Origin of the sequence: Streptomyces sp. NPDC046821, assembly GCF_040645335.1 — a bacterium.
In the GTDB taxonomy this organism is placed as follows: domain Bacteria; phylum Actinomycetota; class Actinomycetes; order Streptomycetales; family Streptomycetaceae; genus Streptomyces.
Window position 1 is genome coordinate 12,340 of the sequence record NZ_JBEYYB010000014.1, and the last position, 18,479, is coordinate 30,818.

17 protein-coding genes are annotated in these 18,479 nt (G+C 72.4%); 11 read left to right on the forward strand and 6 right to left on the reverse strand.

The annotated features are described in order from the left end of the window. Positions 1–59 precede the first annotated feature (59 nt). Genes cobM through cobC form a run of 5 tightly spaced genes read left to right on the forward strand, consistent with a single transcriptional unit; the run spans position 60 to position 5,916 of the window. Entirely contained in the window at positions 60–899 is an 840-nt protein-coding gene (gene cobM, locus ABZ893_RS27310; protein WP_361408374.1) for a precorrin-4 C(11)-methyltransferase, read from the forward strand. Then, on the forward strand, positions 896–2,179 hold the full coding sequence (gene cbiE / locus ABZ893_RS27315) for a precorrin-6y C5,15-methyltransferase (decarboxylating) subunit CbiE (RefSeq protein ID WP_361408377.1): 1,284 nt from the start codon (positions 896–898) through the stop codon (positions 2,177–2,179). The genes cobM and cbiE overlap by 4 nt, the downstream gene beginning before the upstream one ends. Further along, positions 2,176–3,924 (forward strand): precorrin-3B C(17)-methyltransferase, encoded by a 1,749-nt coding sequence (gene cobJ, locus ABZ893_RS27320; RefSeq protein ID WP_361408380.1) that lies wholly within the window; start codon positions 2,176–2,178, stop codon positions 3,922–3,924. Before cbiE ends, cobJ begins: the two co-directional genes overlap by 4 nt. Beyond that, positions 3,921–4,859: a sirohydrochlorin chelatase gene (locus ABZ893_RS27325; protein ID WP_361408382.1), complete on the forward strand. Its 939-nt coding sequence runs from the start codon at positions 3,921–3,923 to the stop codon at positions 4,857–4,859. Before cobJ ends, ABZ893_RS27325 begins: the two co-directional genes overlap by 4 nt. Then, positions 4,849–5,916, forward strand: coding sequence for an Rv2231c family pyridoxal phosphate-dependent protein CobC (cobC, locus tag ABZ893_RS27330; protein ID WP_361408385.1), 1,068 nt, complete (start codon positions 4,849–4,851; stop codon positions 5,914–5,916). The genes ABZ893_RS27325 and cobC overlap by 11 nt, the downstream gene beginning before the upstream one ends. Before the next feature lie 92 nt (positions 5,917–6,008). Here cobC and ABZ893_RS27335 read toward each other — a convergent pair whose 3' ends face one another. Together ABZ893_RS27335 and ABZ893_RS27340 are read right to left on the reverse strand one after the other, a co-directional pair. After that, positions 6,009–6,959, reverse strand: coding sequence for an SCO1860 family LAETG-anchored protein (locus tag ABZ893_RS27335; protein ID WP_361408388.1), 951 nt, complete (start codon positions 6,957–6,959; stop codon positions 6,009–6,011). A gap of 355 nt (positions 6,960–7,314) precedes the next feature. Continuing rightward, complete coding sequence (locus ABZ893_RS27340) at positions 7,315–8,409, reverse strand: amidohydrolase family protein (RefSeq protein ID WP_361408391.1); 1,095 nt, start codon at positions 8,407–8,409, stop codon at positions 7,315–7,317. Between the two features lie 109 nt (positions 8,410–8,518). On the opposite strand from ABZ893_RS27340, the gene ABZ893_RS27345 reads away from it, so the two are divergent. The 5 genes from ABZ893_RS27345 (at position 8,519) to thpD (ending at position 13,196) form a co-directional block, all read left to right on the forward strand. After that, positions 8,519–9,628, forward strand: coding sequence for an aminotransferase class V-fold PLP-dependent enzyme (locus tag ABZ893_RS27345; RefSeq protein ID WP_361408394.1), 1,110 nt, complete (start codon positions 8,519–8,521; stop codon positions 9,626–9,628). Between the two features lie 393 nt (positions 9,629–10,021). Further along, positions 10,022–10,516 (forward strand): diaminobutyrate acetyltransferase, encoded by a 495-nt coding sequence (ectA, locus tag ABZ893_RS27350; RefSeq protein ID WP_361409099.1) that lies wholly within the window; start codon positions 10,022–10,024, stop codon positions 10,514–10,516. A 55-nt stretch (positions 10,517–10,571) separates the two neighbouring features. Continuing rightward, positions 10,572–11,843, forward strand: coding sequence for a diaminobutyrate--2-oxoglutarate transaminase (ectB, locus tag ABZ893_RS27355; protein ID WP_361408397.1), 1,272 nt, complete (start codon positions 10,572–10,574; stop codon positions 11,841–11,843). Positions 11,844–11,880: 37 nt separating this feature from the next. After that, positions 11,881–12,285 (forward strand): ectoine synthase, encoded by a 405-nt coding sequence (locus ABZ893_RS27360; protein ID WP_361408400.1) that lies wholly within the window; start codon positions 11,881–11,883, stop codon positions 12,283–12,285. Positions 12,286–12,290: 5 nt separating this feature from the next. Next, entirely contained in the window at positions 12,291–13,196 is a 906-nt protein-coding gene (gene thpD / locus ABZ893_RS27365) for an ectoine hydroxylase (RefSeq protein WP_361408403.1), read from the forward strand. Between the two features lie 136 nt (positions 13,197–13,332). Here the strand turns inward: thpD and ABZ893_RS27370 are convergent, their stop codons facing one another. From ABZ893_RS27370 to ABZ893_RS27385, 4 genes are all read right to left on the reverse strand, one after another. Then, positions 13,333–14,382: an aminotransferase class V-fold PLP-dependent enzyme gene (locus tag ABZ893_RS27370; RefSeq protein WP_361408406.1), complete on the reverse strand. Its 1,050-nt coding sequence runs from the start codon at positions 14,380–14,382 to the stop codon at positions 13,333–13,335. A 106-nt stretch (positions 14,383–14,488) separates the two neighbouring features. Next, positions 14,489–15,208 (reverse strand): DsbA family oxidoreductase, encoded by a 720-nt coding sequence (locus ABZ893_RS27375; RefSeq protein WP_361408408.1) that lies wholly within the window; start codon positions 15,206–15,208, stop codon positions 14,489–14,491. An 88-nt stretch (positions 15,209–15,296) separates the two neighbouring features. Next, positions 15,297–15,905, reverse strand: a complete 609-nt coding sequence (locus ABZ893_RS27380; RefSeq protein WP_361408411.1) for a DUF1349 domain-containing protein — start codon at positions 15,903–15,905, stop codon at positions 15,297–15,299. A 42-nt stretch (positions 15,906–15,947) separates the two neighbouring features. Next, positions 15,948–17,480, reverse strand: a complete 1,533-nt coding sequence (locus tag ABZ893_RS27385; RefSeq protein WP_361408414.1) for an aldehyde dehydrogenase (NADP(+)) — start codon at positions 17,478–17,480, stop codon at positions 15,948–15,950. Positions 17,481–17,646: 166 nt separating this feature from the next. Between ABZ893_RS27385 and ABZ893_RS27390 the strand changes: the two genes are divergently transcribed. After that, positions 17,647–18,420 (forward strand): IclR family transcriptional regulator, encoded by a 774-nt coding sequence (locus ABZ893_RS27390; protein WP_361408417.1) that lies wholly within the window; start codon positions 17,647–17,649, stop codon positions 18,418–18,420. Positions 18,421–18,479: the final 59 nt, after the last annotated feature.

An 18,479-nucleotide genomic window follows, 5' to 3' on the forward strand; every position in this document is an offset into this window, starting at 1 on the left:
ACAGCTCCCCTACCGCTCCCCCACCGCGTACGACGTCCATCCCCGAGAGGACCCCAGTCATGCCCGAAGCAACCACCGGCGCAACCACCGGCAAGGTGACCTTCGTCGGTGCCGGGCCCGGCGCCGCCGATCTGCTCACGTTCCGCGCCGCGCGCGCCATCGCGGACGCCGATGTCGTCATCTGGGCGGCCAGCCTGGTGCAGGAGGAGGTCCTCGACCACGCGCGCGAGGGCGCCGAGATCCTGGACTCGGCGACGATGTCGCTCGAGGACGTCGTCGCCGTGTACGAGCGTGCGCACCGCGAGGGTCTGCGGGTCGCGCGCATCCACTCCGGGGACCCGGCGCTGTGGGGCGGTACGCAGGAGCAGGTCGACCGGTGCGCGGCCCTCGGTATCGCCACGGAGGTCATCCCGGGTGTCTCGTCGTTCTCGGCGGTGGCGGCGCTGGCGCAGCGGGAGCTGACGATCCCCGAGGTCGCGCAGTCCGTGATCCTGACCCGGCTCGGCGGCGGCAAGACGCCGATGCCGCCCGGCGAGGAGGTGCGGGAGTTCGCCCGGCACGGTACGACGATGGCGCTGTTCCTGTCGGCGGCGCGCAGCGGCCAGCTGGTGCGTGAGCTGCTTGAGGGCGGCTACCCCACGTCGACGCCGGTCGTCGTCGCGTACCAGGCGACCTGGCCGGAGGAGCTGATCGTGAAGTGCACGATCGGCACCCTGGAGGAGACCGTGAAGGAGCACAAGCTGTGGAAGCACACGCTGTTCCTGGTCGGCCCGGCCCTGGACGCCGAGGGCACGCGTTCGCATCTGTACCACCCGGGTCACTTCCACGGTTTCCGTAAGGCCGACCCCGAGGCACGGGCGGCGCTGCGGGCCGGGAAGTCCGCGCGGGGCCAGTCGTGATCACGGTCTTCGGTACGGGGACGGGGGCGGCCCTCGCCCCGGATCCGGCGCTCTCGGGTGCGGGTCTCGTCGTCGGCGGGCGGCGTCATCTCGACCTGGCGGAGGGGCTGCTGAGCCCGGGGGCCGAGCGTGTCGTCCTCGGGCCGCTCGCCCCGGCGCTGGACGCGGTCGAGCGGTACACGGAGAAAGGGCAGGACGTCGTGGTCCTCGCCTCCGGCGACCCCGGGTTCTTCGGGATCGTACGGGCGCTGGCCGAGCGGTTCGGGCCGTCGGCGCTCGATGTGCGGCCCGGGGTGTCGTCGGTGGCGACGGCGTTCGCGCGGGTGGGGCTGCCGTGGGACGACGCGGCGGTGGTCAGCGCGCACGGCCGTGATCTGCGGACCGCGATCCACGTGTGCCGCGCGCACCCCAAGACGGCCGTCCTGACGGGTCCCGGCGCGGGCCCGGCCGAGCTGGGCACGGAGCTGCATCACCGGGGCGCGCGGCGGGTCCTCGTCGTCGCGTCCCGGCTCGGCGACCCCGAGCACGAGAGCGTCGAGCGGGTCACGCCCGCAGAGGCCGCCGCCCGTGACTGGGGCGACGCGGTGAGCGTCGTGCTGTGCCTGGACGAGGAGCGGGTGCTCGCGCCGATGGGCACGCTCGCGGGGCCCGGCCGTCCGCCGGCCCGATGGGCGCTGGACGAGAGCGAGTTCACGCACCGCGACTCGATGATCACCAAGTTCGAGGTGCGGGCGCTCGCGCTCGCCCGGCTCGGGCCGCGCCCCGGCGACCTGGTGTGGGACATCGGGGCCGGGTCCGGCTCGGTGGCCGTGGAGTGCGCCCGGTTCGGGGCGGCGACCGTCGCCGTGGAGAAGACGGTGGACGGCGTGGCCCGGATCCGGGAGAACGCCGCCGCCCACGGTGTCGACGTACGCGTCGTGCACGGGGCTGCGCCCACCGTCCTGTCCGATCTCGCCGACCCCGACGCCGTGTTCATCGGCGGGGGCGGGCGTGAGCTGACCGCGATCGTGACGGCGTGCGCACGGCGTACGCGGCGCGCGGTGGTGGTGGCCGTCGCGGCCGTGGACCGGGTGGGCGCGGTGCGGGACACGCTGGTCGCCGCCGGGTTCGTGTGCGACGGGGTGCTTCTCCAGTCGTCCCGGCTCGCGCCGCTGCCGGGCGGCGTCTCGCGGTACGCCGCGGCCAACCCGGTGTTCCTGGTGTGGGGCGAACGGCCCGGCGCCGAGGGCGCCGCCTCGCCACTTGCGTGGACTTCCCAGAACGAAGGAGTAGTTGAGTGATCGGCCTGATTTCCGCCACGGCGGCCGGTGCCGCGGCCCGCGACCGGCTCGCGTCGGCGTGGCCGTCGCGCACGCGGGCGTACGAGGGTCCCGTCGGGGACGCCGTGCGTCGCGCGTTCACGGAGTGCGAGCAGGTGGTGTGCTTCCTGGCGACGGGCGCCGTCGTCCGGCTCGTCGCACCGCTGCTGAAGGACAAGCACGTGGACCCGGGTGTGGTGTGCGTCGACGAGGCCGGGCGCTACGCGGTGGCGCTGCTCGGCGGGCACGAGGGCGGGGCGAACGCGCTCGCCCGCGACGTGGCCGCCGTCCTCGGCGGTGAGCCGGTGGTGACGACCGCGACGGACGCGGTGGACATCGCCGGGCTCGACACGCTGGGGCTGCCCGTCGAGGGCGACCTCGCCGGGGTCACCCGCGCGATCCTCGACGGCGAACCGGTCGCCCTGCACGCCGAGTCGCCCCACCCGCTGCCCGCGCTCCCGGCGAACGTGGCACCGGACCTGGAGGCCGCGCACACGGTTCGTGTCACCGACCGCGCCGTGCAGCCCGCCGTCCGCGAGGTCGTCCTGCGCCCGCCGTCCCTCGTCGTGGGCGTCGGCGCCAGCAAGGGCGCGCCTGTGGACGAGGTGCTTGGGCTCGTACGGGAGACGCTGCGGGAGGCCGGTCTTTCGACGTCGTCCCTGGCGCGCCTCGCGACCGTCGACGCCAAGGCGGACGAGCCGGGCATCGTCGGCGCGGCCGAGCGGCTCGGCGTGCCCGTCGTGACGTACGACGCCGACACGCTGGCCGCGATCACCGTGCCCAACCCGTCCGACGCGCCCCTCGAAGCCGTCGGCACGCCGTCCGTGGCGGAGGCCGCCGCGCTGGCCGGCGGCGGTGAACTGCTCGTCCCCAAGCGGAAGTCGGTGCGCGCCGACGGGAAGCCTGCGATGGCCACGTGCGCGGTCGTGCGCACCTCCCCGCGCGGCCGGCTCGCCGTCGTCGGGCTCGGCCCCGGCGCCCGTGACCTCGTGACCCCGCGCGCCCGCGACGAGCTGCGCGCCGCGTCCGTCCTCGTCGGCCTCGACCAGTACGTCGACCAGATCAGGGACCTGCTGCGGCCCGGGACGCGGATCCTGGAGTCCGGGCTCGGCGCCGAGGAGGAGCGGGCCCGCACCGCGGTCGCCGAGGCCCGCAAGGGCCAGGCCGTCGCGCTGATCGGCAGCGGTGACGCGGGCGTGTACGCGATGGCGTCGCCCGCGCTGGCCGAGGCGTCCGACGACATCGACGTGGTCGGCGTACCGGGCGTGACGGCCGCGCTAGCCGCCGCCGCGATCCTCGGGGCACCGCTCGGCCACGACCACGTGTCGATCAGCCTGTCCGACCTGCACACGCCGTGGGAGGTCATCGAGCGGCGGGTACGGGCGGCCGCCGAGGCGGACATCGTCGTCACGTTCTACAACCCGCGCAGCCGGGGCCGTGACTGGCAGTTGCCCAAGGCCCTCGGCATCCTCGCCGGGCACCGCGAGCCCGGTACGCCCGTCGGCGTGGTGCGCAACGCGTCCCGCGCCGACGAGTCGAGCAGGCTCACCACGCTCGGCGAACTCGACCCGGCCTGGGTCGACATGATGACCGTCGTGACCGTCGGCAACACGGCCACCCGGCGCATCGCCGGCCGCATGGTCACCCCGCGCGGCTACCGCTGGCAGCACCCCGTGCCCGACGCCGGCGACAACAACACCAGCACCACCCTCAAGGAGTCCTCGTGACCACCCCCACCCCTCCCGCACTGCTCATCGCCGGCCACGGCACCCGCGACGAGGCCGGTGCACAAGCCTTCCGCGCCTTCGTCGAGGAGCTCGGCCGCCGCCGTCCCGACCTGCCCGTGGCGGGCGGGTTCATCGAACTGTCGCCGCCGCCGCTGGCCGAGGCGGTCGGCGACCTCGTGGGCCGTGGCGTCCGCAAGTTCGCCGCCGTACCGCTGATGCTCGTCTCGGCCGGGCACGCCAAGGGCGACATCCCGGCGGCGCTCGCCCGCGAGAAGGAGCGGCACCCGGGGATCTCCTACACGTACGGGCGTCCGCTGGGTCCGCACCCGTCGCTGCTCACCGTCCTGGAGCGGCGCCTGGACGAGGCCCTCGGCGGTTCGGCCCGGACGCCGGAGGACCGGTCCGACGTGACCGTACTGCTCGTGGGCCGCGGTTCGACGGACCCGGACGCCAACGCCGAGGTGCACAAGGCGGCGCGGCTGCTGTGGGAGGGCCGCGGCTACGCGGGCGTGGAGACGGCGTTCGTGTCGCTGGCCGCGCCGGACGTGCCGTCGGGTCTCGACCGGTGCGTGAAGCTCGGCGCGCGGCGCATAGTCGTCCTGCCGTACTTCCTGTTCACGGGCATCCTGCCGGACCGCGTGCGGCAGCAGACCGAGGGCTGGTCGGCGGCGAACCCGGACGTCGAGGTGCTCTCCGCCGACGTGATCGGCCCGGAGCCGGAGCTGATCGACCTGGTGATGGAGCGCTACGAGGAGGCCGTCCGCGGTGACCTGCGGATGAACTGCGACACCTGCGTCTACCGGATCGCGCTGCCCGGCTTCGAGGACAAGGTGGGGATGCCGCAGCAGCCGCACTTCCACCCGGACGACGACGGCCACCACCACGGTCACGGCCACTCGCACGGGCACGGGCACTCGCACTCACATGCCCACTGACGACGGTCACGATCTGCGCCACCACGGGGACGTGGAGGTGCGCGGCGCGGGCGCCGGGTTGACCGATCTCGCGGTGAACGTCCGCGCGGACACGCCTCCGGTGTGGCTGCGCGAGCACATCGCGGGTTCGCTCGGCGCGCTCGCCGCGTATCCGGACGGGCGGGCGGCCCGCGAGGCGGTGGCCCGCCGGCACGGGCTTCCCGTGGAGCGGGTGCTGCTCACGGCGGGGGCGGCGGAGGCGTTCGTGCTCCTCGCCCGCGCCCTGAAGGTCCGTCAGCCGGTGGTCGTGCACCCGCAGTTCACGGAGCCGGAGGCGGCGCTGCGGGACGCGGGGCACTCGGTGGACCGGGTCCTGCTGCGTGCCGAGGACGGTTTCCGGCTCGATCCGGCGGCCGTGCCCGAGGACGCGGACCTGGTGGTGATCGGCAACCCGACGAACCCGACGTCGGTCCTGCACCCGGCCTGCCTCATCGCCCAACTCGCCCGCCCCGGACGGACATTGGTGGTCGACGAGGCGTTCATGGACGCGGTGCCCGGCGAGCGGGAGGCCCTGGCGGGCCGCACCGACGTGCCGGGGCTCGTGGTGCTGCGCAGCCTGACGAAGACGTGGGGGCTCGCGGGGCTGCGGATCGGCTACGTGCTCGCGGAGCCGGACACGATCGCGGACCTCGAACGGGCCCAGCCGCTGTGGCCGGTGTCGACTCCGGCGCTTGCGGCGGCGGAGGCGTGTGTGTCTGCGCGTGCCCTCGCGGAGGCGTCGGACGCGGCGGAGCGGATCGCGGCGGACCGGGCCCATCTGGTCGCCGGGCTCGCGGAGTTCGCGCCGGAGGGCGTGTCGGTGGCGGGCCCCGCGGAGGGTCCGTTCGTGCTGATGCGTGCGCCGGACGCGGTGGCGCTGCGGGCGCGGTTGCGGGAGCGGGGGTTCGCGGTGCGCCGCGGCGACACGTTTCCGGGCCTCGGGCCTGAGTGGCTGCGCCTCGCGGTGCGGGACAGGGCGACGACGGGCCGCTTCCTCCAGGCCCTGGACCAGGCGCTCAGTACAGGAACGCGTAACTAGCGGCGGGTGGATGGGAGTCCCCACTCCCACCCACCCGCTCCCCCCTTACGGGCCCCGCCCCTCCATCCCCTTACGGACGGCACCCGTGTCTGTCAGGCCCGTGCGCGGCGCGCGTAGGCGATGGCTCCGCCTCCCGCGGCGACCAGCACGAAGGCGCCGCCCGCGATGTACGGCGTCGCCGAGTTCCCGCCGGTCTCGGCCAGGTCCGCCTGGGCGGCGGGCTTGGCGGGCTTGCCGATGGGCTTGTCCGCGCCGCCCTGCGGCTTGACGTCGTCGGCGGGCTCGGCCGGGGGCTTCTCCGCCGGCTTCGGCGCCGCCGTGGGCGTCTCGCAGGTCGCACCCGCCAGCGTCAGCGTGCCCTCCACATCCGCCACATTGAGCTTGAGCGGGTTGACGGACACCTTCAGTTCAAGCGCGGAGGCCGCCGCCGTACGGGACGTGGTGCTCGTCTTCGACAGGTCGAGCGTCACCTCGCCGACGCCCGGGACCTTCACGGCGGTGGTGCCCCCGGCGGACAGGGTCACCTTCTTGCCGAGGACCGTGACACCGCCCAGGACGTTCGACTCGGCGACGGGCCGCTTGCCCACCTCGCAGACCGCCTTCGACGTGACCTGCCCGACCTCGATGAGGGAGAGCAGCGGCAGGCCGGGGACGTGCACCTTGGCGTGGGCGAGGTTGCTGTAGCCCTCGGCCTTGTGCGCGTCGACGGTGGCGTTCGCGGTGGCGACGTCGGCCCGCAGGACGCTGAAGGGCTGCCCGCCGTCGACTCCGTCGAGCTTGACGGTGAGCGCGGTCTTCTCGGCGCTCGCAGGCGCCTGCACCTCGTTGAGCGAGGCCGTGAGCGGGATGTCCACGGTCTTGTTGAGCAGCGAGACGTCCAGGCCGGCGCGGAGGACGACGGCGCCGGCCTTGCCGGCGCGGCCGCCGCCGGTCGCGTGCGCGGTGCCGGCGGTGGCGAGCAGCGCCGGGCCGAGAGCCAGGGCCGTGGCGGCGGCCGACGCCGCGAGACGGCGTGCGGGCGTGCGGAACGTGGTGCTGGACATGCTGGTGGGACCCCCACATGAGAAATGGAGCCGTCTGGCCCTGCCCCGCCATGGGGGACATCGCCGGGCGTTGGTCGGACGGCCTCGACGCAGGAATCTTTACGCACACAGAGTGAACGGGCAGCAACCTGACGTGAGTTCACTCCAAAGTGAGGTTTCCGAGCCTGTATTCGAATAATGGGGCTCGGTTGTTCCCTGTTGTCTCTCGCTTGTCACCCGTGCCACGGACGCGCCTCGAACGCGCCGGGCGCACACGAGTGGTGTGCAACGAACGGGCGCCCCACCGCGTCACGTTCCGTCAACCCGCGTCCGCCCAGGCCAGGTTCAGCACACGCGCTCTCCAGCCCGTTCCGCTTCAGCCCACGACGCGCCCCCGCAGCACGATCCGCCGCGGCGCCGCGAGGACGCGTACGTCGGCGCGGGGATCGCTCTCGTAGACCACGAGGTCGGCCGGGGCGCCCTCTTCGAGACCCGGGCGGCCGAGCCATTCGCGGGCTCCCCAGGCCGTCGCGGAGAGCGCGTCCACGGCGGGGATGCCGGCCTTGAGCAGCTCGGCGACCTCGCCCGCCACGAGGCCGTGCGCCAGCGAACCGCCCGCGTCCGTGCCCACGTAGACCGGCACCCCGGCGTCGTACGCGGCGCGCACGGTGTCGTAGCGGCGGTCGTAGAGGCGGGTCAGGTGGTCGGACCAGCGGGGGTACTTGGTCGCGCCGGCCGCGGCGATCTGCGGGAACGTGGCGATGTTGACGAGGGTGGGGACGATCGCGACGCCGCGCTCCGCGAAGAGCGGGATGGTCTCCTCGGTGAGGCCCGTCGCGTGCTCGATGCAGTCGATGCCCGCCTCGACCAGGTCGCGCAGGGAGTCCTCGGCGAAGCAGTGGGCGGTGACGCGGGCGCCGAGCCGGTGCGCCTCGGCGATGGCCTCCTCCACCTCCTTGCGGGGCCAGCACGCGGTGAGGTCGCCCGCTTCCCGGTCGATCCAGTCGCCGACGAGCTTCACCCAGCCGTCGCCGCGCTGCGCCTCGCGCGCCACGTAGGCGACCAGCTCGGGCGGCTCGACCTCGTGGGCGTAGTTACGGATGTAGCGGCGGGTGCGGGCGATGTGCTGTCCGGCCCTGATGATCTTCGGCAGGTCCTCGCGGTCGTCGACCCAGCGGGTGTCGGACGGGGAGCCCGCGTCGCGGATCAGGAGCGTGCCGGCCTCGCGGTCGGTGAGGGCCTGCTTCTCGGCGACGTCGGCGGAGACCGGGCCGTGGGTGTCCAGGCCGACGTGGCAGTGCGCGTCGACCAGGCCCGGCAGGACCCACCCGTCGACGGTGGTGACGTCGAGCCCGGCCGAGGCGGGCCGGTCGTACGTGACGCGGCCGTCCACCACCCACAGCTCGTCCCTGACGTCGGCGGGCCCGACGAGGACCCGCCCCTTCACGTGCAGCACCGCGCGCTCACTCATGTCGGAAGCCTATGAGCCGGTGGGTACGCTCGGAACGGCAGCCCGCCGTACGAACTCGTGACCGAAGATCACGGACGACGTGCGCCCAGAGAGCGAAGAGAGCGCGATCGTGACCCACCCTTTCCTTGACCTGCCCCCCTTCGGCGCCGAGCACTTCGCCTCCGTGGAGCGGCGGGTGGCCGGGCTGCTCGGCACCTCGCAGGACGTCGTGATCATGCAGGGCGAGGCGCTGCTCCCCCTGGAGGGCGCGATCCGCGGCACCGCCCGCCCCGGCACGGTGGCCCTGAACATCGTCACGGGCCCCTACGGGCAGACCTTCGGCAACTGGCTGCGGGACTGCGGTGCGACGGTGCACGACCTGGCGGTGCCGTTCCACACGGCGGTGACGGCCGCTCAGGTGCGTGACGCGTTCGCCGAGCACCCGGAGATCGACTTCGTCTCGCTCGTCCACGCGGAGGCCGCGACCGGCAACACGAACCCGGTCGCCGAGATCGGCGAGGTGGTGCGTGAGCACGGCGCGCTGTTCTACCTGGACGCGGTGGCGTCGATCGGCGCCGAGCCGGTCCTGCCCGACGCGTGGGGCGTGGACCTGTGCGTGATCGGCGCGCAGAAGGCGATGGGCGGCCCGGCGGGCGTCTCCGCGGTGTCCGTGAGCGCGCGGGCGTGGGAGCGCATGGAGGCCAACCCGCAGGCGCCGCGCGCCTCGTACCTGTCGCTGCTGGACTGGAAGCACCGCTGGATCGACGGCGGGCGCAAGGCGGTGCTGTTCCAGCCTGCGCAGCTGGAGATGCTCGCCCTGGAGGCGTGTGTCGAGCGCATCGAGGCCGAGGGCCTGGACGCGGTGATGGCCCGTCACGCCCAGGCGGCCGCGGCCACCCGGGCGGGCGCGCTCGCGCTGGGCGGCGGCATCGAGCCGTACGTGTACGAGGCGCGGGACGCGGCGCCGGTGGCGACGACGCTGCGCTCCCCGGCGGGCGTGGACGCGTCCGAGCTGGTCGCGCGGGCGCTCGCGGTGGACCCGGCGCTGCCGCTGGTGGCCGGGGGCGGTGCGCTCGCGAAGGAGATGATCCGCGTGAACCACTACGGCCCGCAGGCCACCCGGGGTGTCGTGCAGTCGTCGCTGGCCGCGCTCGGCGGTGCGCTGGCCGAGATGGACGGGACGGACGTGCCGGTGGACCTGGAGGCGGCGCGCCGCGCGGTCACGGCGGCCTGGGCGTAAACCCGGAATCACGTCTTCACAAAATATGGCGTCCACCCCTTCAATGGGATGGACGCCATATTTTATTTTCCGAGCTAATTCTCGCGCTTTTCTCGGAGCAGCTTCCCATATTCTTCTGCCCGCTTTCCCCGTACGTAAACACTAAGATTTCAACAACGGGAAATCTCGTAATTCGGACGCATGGCGCACGAGTCGCGCGGCTGTGACGCACTCCACAGTAAAGAAGATTTGCGTAATTCGCCCGGCACATACCGGGGCATTCGGCCGGGATCTCGCGTGTGCGCCCCCACCCGCGCGATAACACAGGGCACGCGTTCACGTAACCCTCTCAGCCGATGCAATCCCGGAAATTGCTCGGTAAGTTGAATTCACATGACCGCGCAATTCCTGGAAATGCCCGAGAGCCTGCGGCTCGACCGGCCGGCCGTGGCCGACGGCGCCGCTATCTGGCGTATCGCCCGTGACTCGAAGGTGCTCGACCTCAACTCCTCGTACAGCTATCTGCTGTGGTGCCGGGACTTCGCCGCCACGTCCGTCGTGGCGCGGGACGCCGCCGGCTCCGTGGCCGGGTTCATCACCGGGTACCTCCGGCCCGATGACCCGCGCACCCTCGTGGTGTGGCAGGTGGCCGTCGACGACGCGTTCCGGGGGCGCGGTCTGGCCGGGGCACTGCTCGACGGACTCTGGGCGAAGGTCGCCGCCGCGCGCGGCACGACCGCCCTGGAGACGACGGTCTCGCCCGACAACAACCCGTCGCAGCGGCTGTTCGCCTCGTTCGCCCGGCGGCACGGCGCGCAGGTCGCGCACACCGTGCTGTTCGACGCGGGCCTCTTCCCTGACGACGGCCACGAGCCCGAGGTGCTCCACCGCATCGGGCCCCTGACCTGACCACCCTGAGCTTTCCCCCCATGCACCACCACTTCCATCTCCCAGGAGATTCGCTGTGAGCATCACCCCGCCGGACCTGAGCGTCTTCGAGACCCTTGAGTCGGAGGTGCGCAGCTACTGCCGCGGTTGGCCCACCGTCTTCGACCGTGCGCAGGGCAGCCGCATGTTCGACGAGGACGGCCACGAGTACCTCGACTTCTTCGCGGGCGCGGGATCGCTCAACTACGGGCACAACAACCCGGTGTTGAAACGCGCCCTGATCGACTACATCGAGCGGGACGGCGTCACGCACGGCCTCGACATGTCGACCACCGCGAAGCGCGCCTTCCTGGAGACCCTCCAGAACGTCATCCTGCGCCCGCGCGACCTGCCGTACAAGGTCATGTTCCCGGGCCCGACGGGCACCAACGCCGTCGAGTCGGCGCTGAAGCTGGCCCGTAAGGTCAAGGGCCGCGAGTCGATCGTGTCGTTCACGAACGCCTTCCACGGCATGTCGCTCGGCTCGCTCGCCGTGACCGGCAACGCCTTCAAGCGCGCCGGCGCCGGCATCCCGCTGGTGCACGGCACCCCGATGCCGTTCGACAACTACCTCGACGGGCAGACCCCGGACTTCATCTGGTTCGAGCGCGTCCTGGAGGACCAGGGCTCCGGCCTCAACCAGCCCGCCGCCGTGATCGTCGAGACGGTGCAGGGCGAGGGCGGCATCAACGTCGCCCGCGCCGAGTGGCTGCGCAAGCTCGCCGACGTGTGCGAGCGCTGGGACATGCTGCTCATCGTCGACGACATCCAGATGGGCTGCGGGCGCACCGGCGCGTTCTTCTCCTTCGAGGAGGCGGGCATCACGCCGGACATCGTCACCGTGTCGAAGTCCATCAGCGGCTACGGCCTGCCCATGTCGCTGTGCCTGTTCAAGCCGGAGCTGGACGTGTGGGAGCCGGGCGAGCACAACGGCACGTTCCGCGGGAACAACCCGGCGTTCGTCACGGCCGCCGCCGCTCTCGAGGCGTACTGGACCGACGGCGCCGCGATGGAGAAGCAGACGCTCGCCCGCGGCCAGCAGATCGAGCAGGTCCTGAAGGCGCTGCACGAGGAGCACTCGGACGCGGTCAAGGAGGTCCGGGGCCGGGGTCTCGTGTGGGGCCTCGAGTTCAACGACGTCGAGCGGGCGGGCGCCGTCGCCAAGCGGGCCTTCGAGCTCGGCCTGCTCGTCGAGACCTCCGGCCCCCAGGGCGAGGTCGTCAAGCTCCTGCCGGCGCTGACGATCACGCGCGAAGAGCTGGAAGAGGGGCTGCGCACGCTCACCAGGGCCGTGCGCGAGACCGCCTGACACGCAACACACCGGAACAGAAAGGCAGCAACTCACCGTGATCGTCCGTTCGTTCAAGGAGATCGAGGGCACCGACCGGCATGTGAAGGCCGCGTCGGGGACCTGGGAGAGCAAGCGCATCGTGCTCGCCAAGGAGAGGGTGGGTTTCTCGCTGCACGAGACCATCCTGTACGCGGGCACCGAGACGAGGATGTGGTACGCGAACCACATCGAGGCCGTGCTGTGCGTCGAGGGCGAGGCCGAACTCACCAATGAGGAAACCGGTGAGAAGCACTGGATCGAGCCGGGCACGATGTACCTGCTCGACGGGCACGAGCGCCACACCATGCGGCCCAAGACCGACTTCCGGTGCGTCTGTGTGTTCAACCCGCCGGTGACCGGCCGCGAGGACCATGACGAGAACGGCGTGTACCCGCTCCTGACCGAGCCCGAGGGGGTCTGAGTGCCATGACCGGTACGAACACGCAGGCGTCGGCAGCCGACCTCTACCCGACCCGGGGCGCGTCCGAAGTGGCGACCCCCCGCGTCGATCCGGTGGTCTGGTCCGCGCCCGGCACCTCGGGTCCGATCCGCCAGTCGGACCTGCAGTCGTTCGAGCGGGACGGTTTCCTCGCGATCCCCGAGCTGATCGGCGAGGACGAGATCGGCGTCTACCAGGCGGAGCTGGAGCGCCTGGTGACGGACCCGGCGATCAAGGCCGACGAGCGTTCCGTCGTCGAGCCCAAGTCGCAGGACGTGCGCTCCGTCTTCGAGGTGCACCGGATCAGCGACGTGTTCGCGAAGCTGGTGCGCGACGAGCGGGTGGTCGGCCGGGCCCGGCAGATCCTCGGCTCGGACGTGTACGTCCACCAGTCGCGGATCAACGTCAAGCCGGGGTTCGGCGCCAGTGGCTTCTACTGGCACTCGGACTTCGAGACCTGGCACGCCGAGGACGGCCTGCCGAACATGCGGACCGTGTCCGTCTCGATCGCGCTGACCCGGAACTACGACACCAACGGCGGCTTGATGATCATGCCGGGGTCGCACAAGACGTTCCTCGGCTGCGCGGGCGCGACGCCGAAGGACAACTACAAGCAGTCCCTCCAGATGCAGGACGCCGGGACGCCGTCGAACGAGGCACTGACCAAGTTCGCGGACCGGCACGGCATCCGGCTCTTCACGGGCAGCGCGGGCTCGGCGACATGGTTCGACTGCAACGCCATGCACGGCTCCGGGGACAACATCACCCCGTATCCGCGCTCGAACGTCTTCATCGTGTTCAACAGCGTGGAGAACGAGGCGGTGGAGCCGTTCGCGGCTCCGGTGCGGCGGCCCGAGTTCATCGGGGCGCGGGACTTCACGCCGGTGAAGTAGCGCTGTTCCCGGCTGGGGGTTCGGGGGTCGTCCCCCGAAAGACACAGCATCGGGGCGCGGGACTTCACGCCGGTGAAGTGACGTTCATAAGGAGGCAGTTGGGGCGGTCCTCGCAAGGGGGCCGCCCCAACTGCTGTCAGGACAGGTGGTCGAGCAGGCGGTCCACATCCGCCTGCGTGTTGTACAGGTGGAAGGCCGCCCGCAGGTTGCCCGCGCGGTCGGAGAGTTCGATGCCGGCGCGGCTCAGCTCCGGTTGCCGGGCGCCTAGGCCGGGGACGGAGACAATGGGTGAGCCGGGGGCCTGGACCGGGGTGTGGCCGAGGGTCGCGAGGCCCGTGCGGAAGCGGTCGGCCAGGGCAAGGTCATGGGCGCGGATCGCGTCGACGCCCAGCTCCTCGACGAGCGCGAGCGAGTGGCGTGCGCCCGTGTACGAGAAGAGGCTCGGGCTCTCGTCGAACCGCCGTGCGGAGTGGGCGAGTTCGTCGACGGGGCCGTAGCAGCTGTCCCAGGGCCGCTCCCCCGCGACCCAGCCGGCGAAGAGCGGGCTGAGGCCGCCGAAGTCCTCCGGGACGGTCATGAAGGTGACGCCGCGCGGGCACAGGAGCCACTTGAACGCGACGGCGGTCGTGAAGTCCTGCGCGTCCGCGTCGACGGGGAGCCAGCCTGCGGACTGGGAGGCGTCGATGTAGGTGCGGGCGCCATGGGTGCGGGCGGCTTCACGGATCGCGGGCAGGTCGGCGACGCGTCCGTCGGCGGACTGGGCGGCGCTGACGGCGACCAGTGCCGTACCGGGGCGCACCGCGTCGGCGATGCCCTCCAGGGGTGTGGTGCGGACTTTGAGGTCGCCGCGTACGTGGAAGGGGTTCACGGTGGAGCTGAAGTCGCCCTCTGCGGTGAGGACTTCGGCACCGGCCGGGAGCGAGGCGGCGATGACGCCGGTGTAGACGGCGACCGAGGCCCCGGCCGCCACGCGGGCGGCCGGGACGCCGGCGATCCGGGCGAAGGAGGCGCGGGCGGCCTCGACGTCCTCGAACATGTCGGCCGGCCGCCCGGCCGCGACGGAGGCTACCGCGTCCTGCATGGCCGCCACCGTGCGGGCCGGGAGCAGCCCGGTGCTCGCGGTGTTCAGATAGGTCGTGGTGGGCGCGAACTCGGCGCGCACGAGCGCGTGATCGAGAGTGTCCATGCGACCCACTGTGCCGCCTCACCACCTACCGGTCCATTGCGCATCCGTACGCAGTACCCCTAAGCGATGCTTATAGGTACTGGTCCACGGGCTGCTCCGGCGCGGGTCAGTTCTGCGGGACCGCGCATCCGTCCGGGCCGCAGGCCTCCGCACCGGCGCCGCCGTCGATGACCTGGAGCGGGGAGCGGTTGCCCCAGGCCTGTTCGAGCGCCTGGGTGAAGACCTCGGCGGGCTGGGCGCCGGACACGCCGTAGGCGCGGTCGAGGACGAAGAAGGGCACGCCGTTCGCGCCGAGCTCGGCGGCCTCGCGCTCGTCGGCGCGGACGTCGTCGGCGTAGCGGTCGGGGTCGGCGAGGACGGCGCGCGCCTCGTCGGCGTCGAGTCCGGCCTCGACGGCGAGGGACACGAGGTGCTCGTCGGCGTCGGTGAAGACGGACCGCTCCTCGGCGAAGTTCGCCCGGTACAGGAGGCCGATCAGTTCGTCCTGGCGGCCGTGCTCCTTGGCGAGGTGGAGGAGGCGGTGCATGTCGAAGGTGTTGCCGTGGTCGCGGCCCTCGGTGAGGTAGTCGAGGCCTTCCGAAGCGGCGTTCTCGCCAAGGTTGCGCTCGGCGGCCCGCGCCTGGTCCTCGGTCATGCCGTACTTCTGCGCGAGCATCGGGATGACGGCCCCGCTGTCGCCCTTGGCGCGCGTCGGGTCCAGCTCGAAGGAGCGGTGGACCACTTCGACGGCGTCCCGGTGCGGGAAGGCGGCCAGCGCCTTCTCGAAACGGGCCTTGCCGACGTAGCACCAGGGACAGGCGATGTCGGACCAGATCTCGACGCGCATGGGGGTAACTCCAGATTCGTACGGCACAGGGGGTGCCCTGCGAACGTCATTCAACGTCCGGCGAGGGCCCGTCATTCCCAGAGCGCCGTCAGGAACCGTCCCGCTGCCCCTTCGGTCCCTCCGGGCGGAGCTCGATGTGGTCGTAGGTGACGACGCAGCCGTCTCCGGCCGGGGCCTGGGTCATGAAACCGATGAGGGCGGCGCGGGCCGAGGTCTCGTCGCCGAGCGAGAAGACGCGGACGAACGTCCACTTCTCGCCGTCGGGCGAGGCGTGGAACATGAAGGCGGTGCCGGTGCGGCTGATGCGCAGCCACACCGTGTCGCCGCCCACGACGAACGCGTTCGCGTCGTCCGAGTGGCCCCGGGTGACGACGGTGCACACGGTCGGCTCGGCGGGCGAGCGCTCCAGGCAGAGCTTGGCCCACTCGCGTTCGCCGACGTGCAGGTAGAGCACGCCGGCGTCGAAGTCGGCGGTGAAGCCGACCGTGACACGGGCGATGAACTGGAAGTCGCCCTCCGGCGCCCCCAGCAGGCGGGGCGCGTCGGACGCCGGGTCCAGGGCCGTACCGGCGGGCGGCACGAAGCGGTCCTGGCGGGGCCCGGCCTTGCCGGTGAGCACCCCGTCCGCGTACGCCCACTGCCCGTCGGGACCGTAGGAGCGCAGCAGGAACGGGAGTTCGGGGAGTTCGATGTTCATCGCGTCAGTTTTCCAGGTGGAGGGGGCGTGCTCGCCGGAGGCTCAGAGTTCCTGGCGGCCCTTGTAGCGGCGCGGGAGGCCGAGCGGGTTGTCGTCGCGCAGCTCCGGCGGCAGGAGCGCCTCGGGGGTGTTCTGGTACGCGACCGGGCGCAGCCAGCGCTCGACGGCGGTGCCGCCCACGGACGTCGACGTGGACGTCGTCGCGGGGTACGGGCCGCCGTGGTGCTGCGCCGGGGCGACCGCTACGCCGGTGGGCCAGCCGTTGACCAGGACTCGGCCCGCGAGCGGGGTGAGCTCGGCGAGGATCTCGGCGCCGCGCCCCTTGCCGGCGGCCTCGTCCTCGGAGAGGTGGACGGTGGCCGACAGGTTGCCGGGCAGCCGCGACAGTACGGACGTGACCTCGGCGTCCTCGGCGTAGCGGGCGACGACGGTGACCGGGCCGAAGCACTCCTCCAGGAGGAGGTCGTGGTCGCCGCCCTCGGTGGCCAGGCGCTGGGCCGGGACGGTGAGGAAGCCGGGGCTGACGGTGTACTCGCTGCCCGCGCCCGGGGTCACGGGGGCGTCCACGTCCGGGAGGGAGCCGCGCTCGGCGACGCCCGCGACGAAGTTGTCCCGCATCCGGCGGTCGAGGAGGACACCCGCGCCGGTGCCGCTGACGGCGTCGGTGAGGGAGGCGACGAGCCGGTCACCGTCGGCGCCCGTGGGGGCGAACACGAGGCCGGGCTTCACGCAGAACTGGCCGACGCCGAGCGTCATCGAGCCCGCGAGCCCGGCGCCGATCTGCTCGGCGCGCTCGGCCGCGGCCTCCGCCGTGATGACGACGGGGTTGAGGGAGCCGAGTTCGCCGTGGAAGGGGATCGGGACCGGACGGGACGCGGCGGCGTCGAAGAGCGCGCGCCCACCGCGGACGGAACCGGTGAATCCGGCGGCCGAGACCAGCGGGTGCTTCACCAGCTCGACGCCCGCCTCGAAGCCGTGGACCAGGCCGAGGACGCCCTCCGGGATGCCGTGCTGGGCGGCGGCCCGGCGGATCACCGAGGCGACGAGCTCGGAGGTGGCCGGGTGGTCGGGGTGGGCCTTGACGACGACCGGGCAGCCCGCGGCGAGCGCGCTCGCGGTGTCGCCGCCGGGGACGGAGAAGGCGAAGGGGAAGTTCGACGCCGAGTAGACGGCGACGACGCCGAGCGGCACCTTGTAGCGGCGCAGGTCGGGGATGGGCGGGGTGGCCGTGTCGTCGGGGTGGTCGATGACAATGCCGAGGAACTCGCCCTCGTCGACGACGTCCGCGAAGGCGCGCAGCTGGTAGCACGTACGGGCGAGTTCACCCGTGAGGCGGACGGGGCCGAGCGCGGTCTCGGCGTCGGCGGCCTCGACGAGGTGGTCCTTGGAGGCGTCGAGGAGGTCGGCGGCGCTGCGCAGGAAGGCGGCGCGCACGGTGCGGTCGGCGAGGGCACCGGCGGCGGCGCGGGCGGCGCGGACCGCCTGGTCGACCTCGCCCGGCGTGGCCTCCACCGCGACCTGCTCGCGCTGCTTCCCGGTTCGGGGGTCGACACTCCAGACTGGTGCTGCTGCCACCGCGGGTTCCTCCCAGATCTGCGTCGCCCATCTGACGACCCATCACACGACTCACCGGAAACAGACGCCGGACAACATCTGTTCGATATGCTGAACGCTGTCCCTGATGATGAATACGCTACGGAGTCAGGACACTAATTCCGGTCGAACGAAGGGGTCAAGGGCGATGTCGGCTGGCGAGACTGGCGGCGGGGCGCAGGTCAAGTCCGCGGTACGGACGGTGGAACTGCTCGAGTTCTTCGCGGGCCGCCCCGGAATGCACTCCCTGGCAGCCGTCCAGGAGGCGACCGGCTACCCCAAGTCCAGCCTGTACATGCTCCTTCGCACGCTCGTCGAGCTCGGCTGGGTCGAGACGGACGGGACGGGCACGCGGTACGGGATCGGCGTACGGGCCCTGCTCGTCGGCACGTCGTACATCGACGGCGACGAGGCCGTGGCCGCAGCCCGGCCCACTCTCGACCGGCTCTCCGACGCCACCACGGAGACGATCCACCTGGCGCGGCTCGACGGCACGAGCGTCGTCTATCTCGCCACCCGCCAGTCGCAGCACTACCTGCGCCCCTTCGCCCGCGTCGGCCGCCGGCTGCCCGCGCACTCCACGTCGCTCGGCAAGGCCCTCCTCGCCACCCACACCGACGAGCAGGTCCGCGAACTGCTCCCCGAGACGCTCCCGGCGCTCACCGCGCACACGATCACCGACCGCGAGCAGCTCATCGAGGAGCTGCACACGGTGCGCGAGCAGGGCTTCGCGACGGACCGCGAGGAGAACACGCTGGGTCTGCGCTGCTTCGGCGTCGCGATCCCGTACCGCACCCCGGCGCGCGACGCGATCAGCTGCTCGGTGCCGGTGGCGCGTCTGACGCCCGAGCACGAGCAGAAGGTGAAGGACGCGCTGTTCGAGGCCCGCGACCGGCTGACCCTGGCGACGCGGCGGCTCTGACCACTCACGAGGCGTGACCCTTCGATGAGGATTCGCTGAGAAACGCGAGAAACCGGCCC

Excerpts from the sequence above, each read along its gene's own strand:
- cobC (WP_361408385.1), top strand. The coding sequence starts at position 4,849 with ATGCCCACTGACGACGGTCACGATCTGCGCCACCACGGGGACGTGGAG.
- ABZ893_RS27380 (WP_361408411.1), bottom strand. The coding sequence starts at position 15,905 with ATGAACATCGAACTCCCCGAACTCCCGTTCCTGCTGCGCTCCTACGGT.
- ABZ893_RS27375 (WP_361408408.1), bottom strand. The coding sequence starts at position 15,208 with ATGCGCGTCGAGATCTGGTCCGACATCGCCTGTCCCTGGTGCTACGTC.
- thpD (WP_361408403.1), top strand. The coding sequence starts at position 12,291 with ATGACCGGTACGAACACGCAGGCGTCGGCAGCCGACCTCTACCCGACC.
- ectA (WP_361409099.1), top strand. The coding sequence starts at position 10,022 with ATGCCCGAGAGCCTGCGGCTCGACCGGCCGGCCGTGGCCGACGGCGCC.
- ABZ893_RS27390 (WP_361408417.1), top strand. The coding sequence starts at position 17,647 with ATGTCGGCTGGCGAGACTGGCGGCGGGGCGCAGGTCAAGTCCGCGGTA.
- ABZ893_RS27335 (WP_361408388.1), bottom strand. The coding sequence starts at position 6,959 with ATGTCCAGCACCACGTTCCGCACGCCCGCACGCCGTCTCGCGGCGTCG.
- ABZ893_RS27340 (WP_361408391.1), bottom strand. The coding sequence starts at position 8,409 with ATGAGTGAGCGCGCGGTGCTGCACGTGAAGGGGCGGGTCCTCGTCGGG.
- cobM (WP_361408374.1), top strand. The coding sequence starts at position 60 with ATGCCCGAAGCAACCACCGGCGCAACCACCGGCAAGGTGACCTTCGTC.
- ABZ893_RS27370 (WP_361408406.1), bottom strand. The coding sequence starts at position 14,382 with ATGGACACTCTCGATCACGCGCTCGTGCGCGCCGAGTTCGCGCCCACC.